Below are 3,293 nucleotides of genomic sequence, written 5' to 3'. Positions count from 1 at the left end.
AGTACAGAAAGACCCCGAAAAAAGAAAGCTACAACTAAGGGGTCTCTGACCAACAATGACAACAAGTCACTGAAGACAGGGAAAAAAGACGGTAAGTCTAGCTTGACGATCAAGCGTAAAACTATGGGTGGTACTGGTAGCAAGAGTTCAGGTATCGCAGTCTAGGTAAAGCATGTCTCCCAAGAATAAGAATAACAAAGACGGGAGAGAGCTAAGTGATGCCTCAAGTCGCTATACGAATCTTGAGGCAGACAGGATGCCCTTTCTTGATAGAGCAAGAGAATGCTCTAAATTGACCGTCCCTTCCCTGCTTCCTGCAAGTGGCCACACAGGACACTCCAACTTACCAACTCCCTTCCAGTCCATCGGTGCTAGAGGGGATGAACCCATGCACATAATTTAATCCTTAACGTAAAACGTCATGCTTCTCTTCCTGTTGCTCTTTGAGCTTGGCTTTAAGAGTTTTAATGACGTGATTGATACCTTCAGAGAACATAATGTCTCGGTCTGAGACCTTGGGGTCATAGTCCTTTCGTGGAAACATATTGGCCTCCAAGTGTTCTATGAGTGCTTCATGTTGGATGAAGTTAAACTTTAAGTTAGACATAAGACCCTCTGAGTCTTTAAGGTAGGATTAAAGGCTGGAGTACAGAAACAGTGTCAGAAGTCCATCGCAAACTCTGTTGCCGAGTCTGTGCTGAAGTTGCAGGCACAGCGTAGAGTTTACCCTTCTCGGTAGGCGTGTAGCTTCTACCGCCACAAATACGCTGTTCCGTCTGAAAGCCATTCGCAATCAGCAGCTTATTAACATCGTTAGGCTTGAGCTTCAATCGATGACCAATCTCGGTAACTGTCAGTTGCAAACAGTTATCAGACTTCTGTTCCACCACATAAGAAAGACGCAGGACTTCATCATGCGCTATTTGCAGTATTTCTTGTGTGGTCAGGGGTTTGCTTTGAGGTACTTGTGTCTTTAGCCGTTGCCATTCGTCATACACTCGAGCTTGCAGTTCATAACTATATGACATAGCCATTAGGCAGGCTTCACGTTCAGGCAGATGATAGCAAGGGTTTTGCTTACCATTGGTGGCAATATAGTAGCCCCGAAAATTTGGGGCTACTTCTTCTCCCAATACTTTCAATACCTTAGCCATAAAATGATCGTGACGGACACTGACCACTTCAGCCAGATCAAGGCTACTCATGGTCATTGTATCTGTATCAATTTTCAGTAGGGCAGTCTGCATTCCTTCAGGTTCTCCAGAATAGATTGAGCAATAGCGAATTCATCACCAAAAGTATCCCACTCGTAGGTCAGTAACCTTGAGCCATACTCACGGCAAATCTGAGGAAGACAAGCCTCATGGTATAAGTGGATGTCCCGCATGTAAGACACTGGCATAGACATTTCGGACTCACGACCACGACTAACCATTCTGTCATAGCTAATGTACGGATTGGTCTTCAGGTAAACGCAGGCTTCAACGAAGGGATACTCTTCAAGCCGAGACTTGATGTTGTAGAAGTACTTCAGGTATTCGCCTGTAGGACATTCCATTGACAGCATGTTTGCCTGAGAGAAGATGATGTCTGAGAATAGAGAACGCTCAATGACGTAATTAACGTTACGAGGTAAGTCTTTGACCAGCCGTGATCGACGCTCAGTGATATACATTTGGAAATCAAGACGGGCTTCAGTGCTATTAGGATTAGCGTAGAAGACATCAAGCAATCTCAGGAACTCAGGGTCATCAAGCGGTTCTTGAATCTGTTCCCATTTAAAGGGAGTGACAATATCAAATTGATTCAGTGCGTCTACGAGCTTAGGAAGCAGCGTAGATTTACCAGCACCGATATTAGCCTCCACTGCAATGAATTTGTTTTCTTGTTTAACCATTAAAGTGAATCTCGCAGCGAGGCGAATAGATTTCGTCCCCGATTATAATTGTTGTTTCTACGTTATTATCTCCAAGCAACTTGGAGTACTCAGCTTTAAGACCACAAACATCACAGCGAGCATATAATTGCTCTACTTCATCAGCGATATTCATTAGGTCTAAGTGGCGAGCAAATTGATTTCCACGGTAATCTTTATCCAGACCGAAGAACTCTAAGTCAGAACCATTAGCCTCTGCAAAGTGCAGAATAGCTTCAAGTAGCTCTAAGCTCAGGAATTGGGTCTCATCTATAAAGACAATGGAGGGAGGAGTACGAAGGAAGGCAGCAGACACATCATAGACAGAGCCTACAGTGACACAGGGAACTTCAAGACTTGCACGAGAGCGTACAGTGTCCACGTTACGAGTGTCAGTAGCAGGCTTCAGGACTAAGATATTAGCGAATGAGAGACCATTAAGACTCTCTTCGTTTACTCTGTTGCAGAGCTTTTGTGTCTTGCCTGACTTCATACTCCCATACGTATAGGTTATATGGGAGTTAAAGCACATTGTTATTCTACTTCGGTGAACTCCATTCGGGAGTGGTTACTAGCTCCTCAGCCTCACTCTGAGTCAGCAGCTTGGCATAAGGGGCATTCTCAAAAATACCTGTAACAATACCTCTAGTACCATCAAGAGAGAGCCTTGGATTGTTTGGAGGGCTAATTATTTCAGGCAACTCCATGTCGTCTTTAAGTAGGGCTACTTGCCGTTTCAAAGTGGACATAGAGAATACTGTGTAACGCTTTGTGTTCTCCATGATACTACTCCCGAGCGCCCAGCAGCGGCACCCATAGGGACTCCGTACCGAAATTAATTGCCTGCCCGTGATGACCACCTAAAACATCCTCAATCTCTGTAGCGCCGGGCATAGTCTCCGAGCGAATAATCATGGGGTAAAACCGTGAGTTGCCGGGGTTGTCAAGGTCAGTTAGCTTGATGTTAGTCAGTTGCCCTTTAAAACTTTGTACTGTCTGATGGGACGATCTCCCCCCCAAACGATTCGTTCTGCCGATACCCGCTTTGATCCCGAGGACCTTTACGTGATGGGGACCATTGGGTGTAAACCGCTTGTCTTGTATCTGAACGCCGTCCACAAATACCTGAACCCATCGAGCATCAAATCTTAAAGTGTTACTTCCACCATCAATTACGACATAATTCCTGGGGCTGTGCGTATCGTAAATATATTTCCACGACTCAAACGGCAGGGAATACATATCACATTCGACTTCATACGCGCCAGCGGGTTGCCACTCAGGAATCTCAATGAAACTATTGACCCCATTGTGATTCAACGTCCACTGCACGCCTGACGGGTCAGGTTCATGTCCGTTCTTAGGTATACCCATAGAC

General features: G+C 45.2%; 6 protein-coding genes. All 6 read right to left on the bottom strand.

Going from position 1 to position 3,293, the window contains the following annotated elements; translation table 11 throughout:
- Positions 1-406 precede the first annotated feature (406 nt).
- On the bottom strand, positions 407-544 hold the full coding sequence (locus KDK13_RS16090; protein WP_257285997.1) for a hypothetical protein: 138 nt from the start codon (positions 542-544) through the stop codon (positions 407-409).
- Positions 545-623: 79 nt separating this feature from the next.
- The gene (locus tag KDK13_RS16085) at positions 624-1,247 is read right to left on the bottom strand and encodes a Rha family transcriptional regulator (protein WP_257285996.1); all 624 of its coding nucleotides are present in this window, start codon (positions 1,245-1,247) and stop codon (positions 624-626) included.
- Positions 1,229-1,897: a deoxynucleoside kinase gene (locus KDK13_RS16080; RefSeq protein ID WP_257285995.1), complete on the bottom strand. Its 669-nt coding sequence runs from the start codon at positions 1,895-1,897 to the stop codon at positions 1,229-1,231. The genes KDK13_RS16085 and KDK13_RS16080 overlap by 19 nt, the downstream gene beginning before the upstream one ends.
- Complete coding sequence (locus KDK13_RS16075) at positions 1,890-2,447, bottom strand: hypothetical protein (protein WP_257285994.1); 558 nt, start codon at positions 2,445-2,447, stop codon at positions 1,890-1,892. Before KDK13_RS16075 ends, KDK13_RS16080 begins: the two co-directional genes overlap by 8 nt.
- 7 nt (positions 2,448-2,454) lie before the next feature.
- Positions 2,455-2,697: a hypothetical protein gene (locus KDK13_RS16070; protein ID WP_257285993.1), complete on the bottom strand. Its 243-nt coding sequence runs from the start codon at positions 2,695-2,697 to the stop codon at positions 2,455-2,457.
- Positions 2,698-2,701: 4 nt separating this feature from the next.
- Positions 2,702-3,293: hypothetical protein (locus KDK13_RS16065; RefSeq protein WP_257285992.1), on the bottom strand; the 592-nt coding region annotated here is incomplete at its 5' end.

The sequence above is a fragment of the Endozoicomonas sp. SESOKO1 genome, from assembly GCF_024606265.1.
In the GTDB taxonomy this organism is placed as follows: Bacteria; Pseudomonadota; Gammaproteobacteria; order Pseudomonadales; family Endozoicomonadaceae; genus Endozoicomonas.
This window is presented reverse-complemented; position numbering and strand designations above follow the sequence as displayed.

What these genes read in the sequence shown, in the direction of transcription:
- KDK13_RS16090 (WP_257285997.1), bottom strand. Translation starts at nt 544, where the DNA reads ATGTTTCCACGAAAGGACTATGACCCCAAGGTCTCAGACCGAGACATT.
- KDK13_RS16085 (WP_257285996.1), bottom strand. Translation starts at nt 1,247, where the DNA reads ATGCAGACTGCCCTACTGAAAATTGATACAGATACAATGACCATGAGT.
- KDK13_RS16080 (WP_257285995.1), bottom strand. Translation starts at nt 1,897, where the DNA reads ATGGTTAAACAAGAAAACAAATTCATTGCAGTGGAGGCTAATATCGGT.
- KDK13_RS16075 (WP_257285994.1), bottom strand. Translation starts at nt 2,447, where the DNA reads ATGTGCTTTAACTCCCATATAACCTATACGTATGGGAGTATGAAGTCA.
- KDK13_RS16070 (WP_257285993.1), bottom strand. Translation starts at nt 2,697, where the DNA reads ATGGAGAACACAAAGCGTTACACAGTATTCTCTATGTCCACTTTGAAA.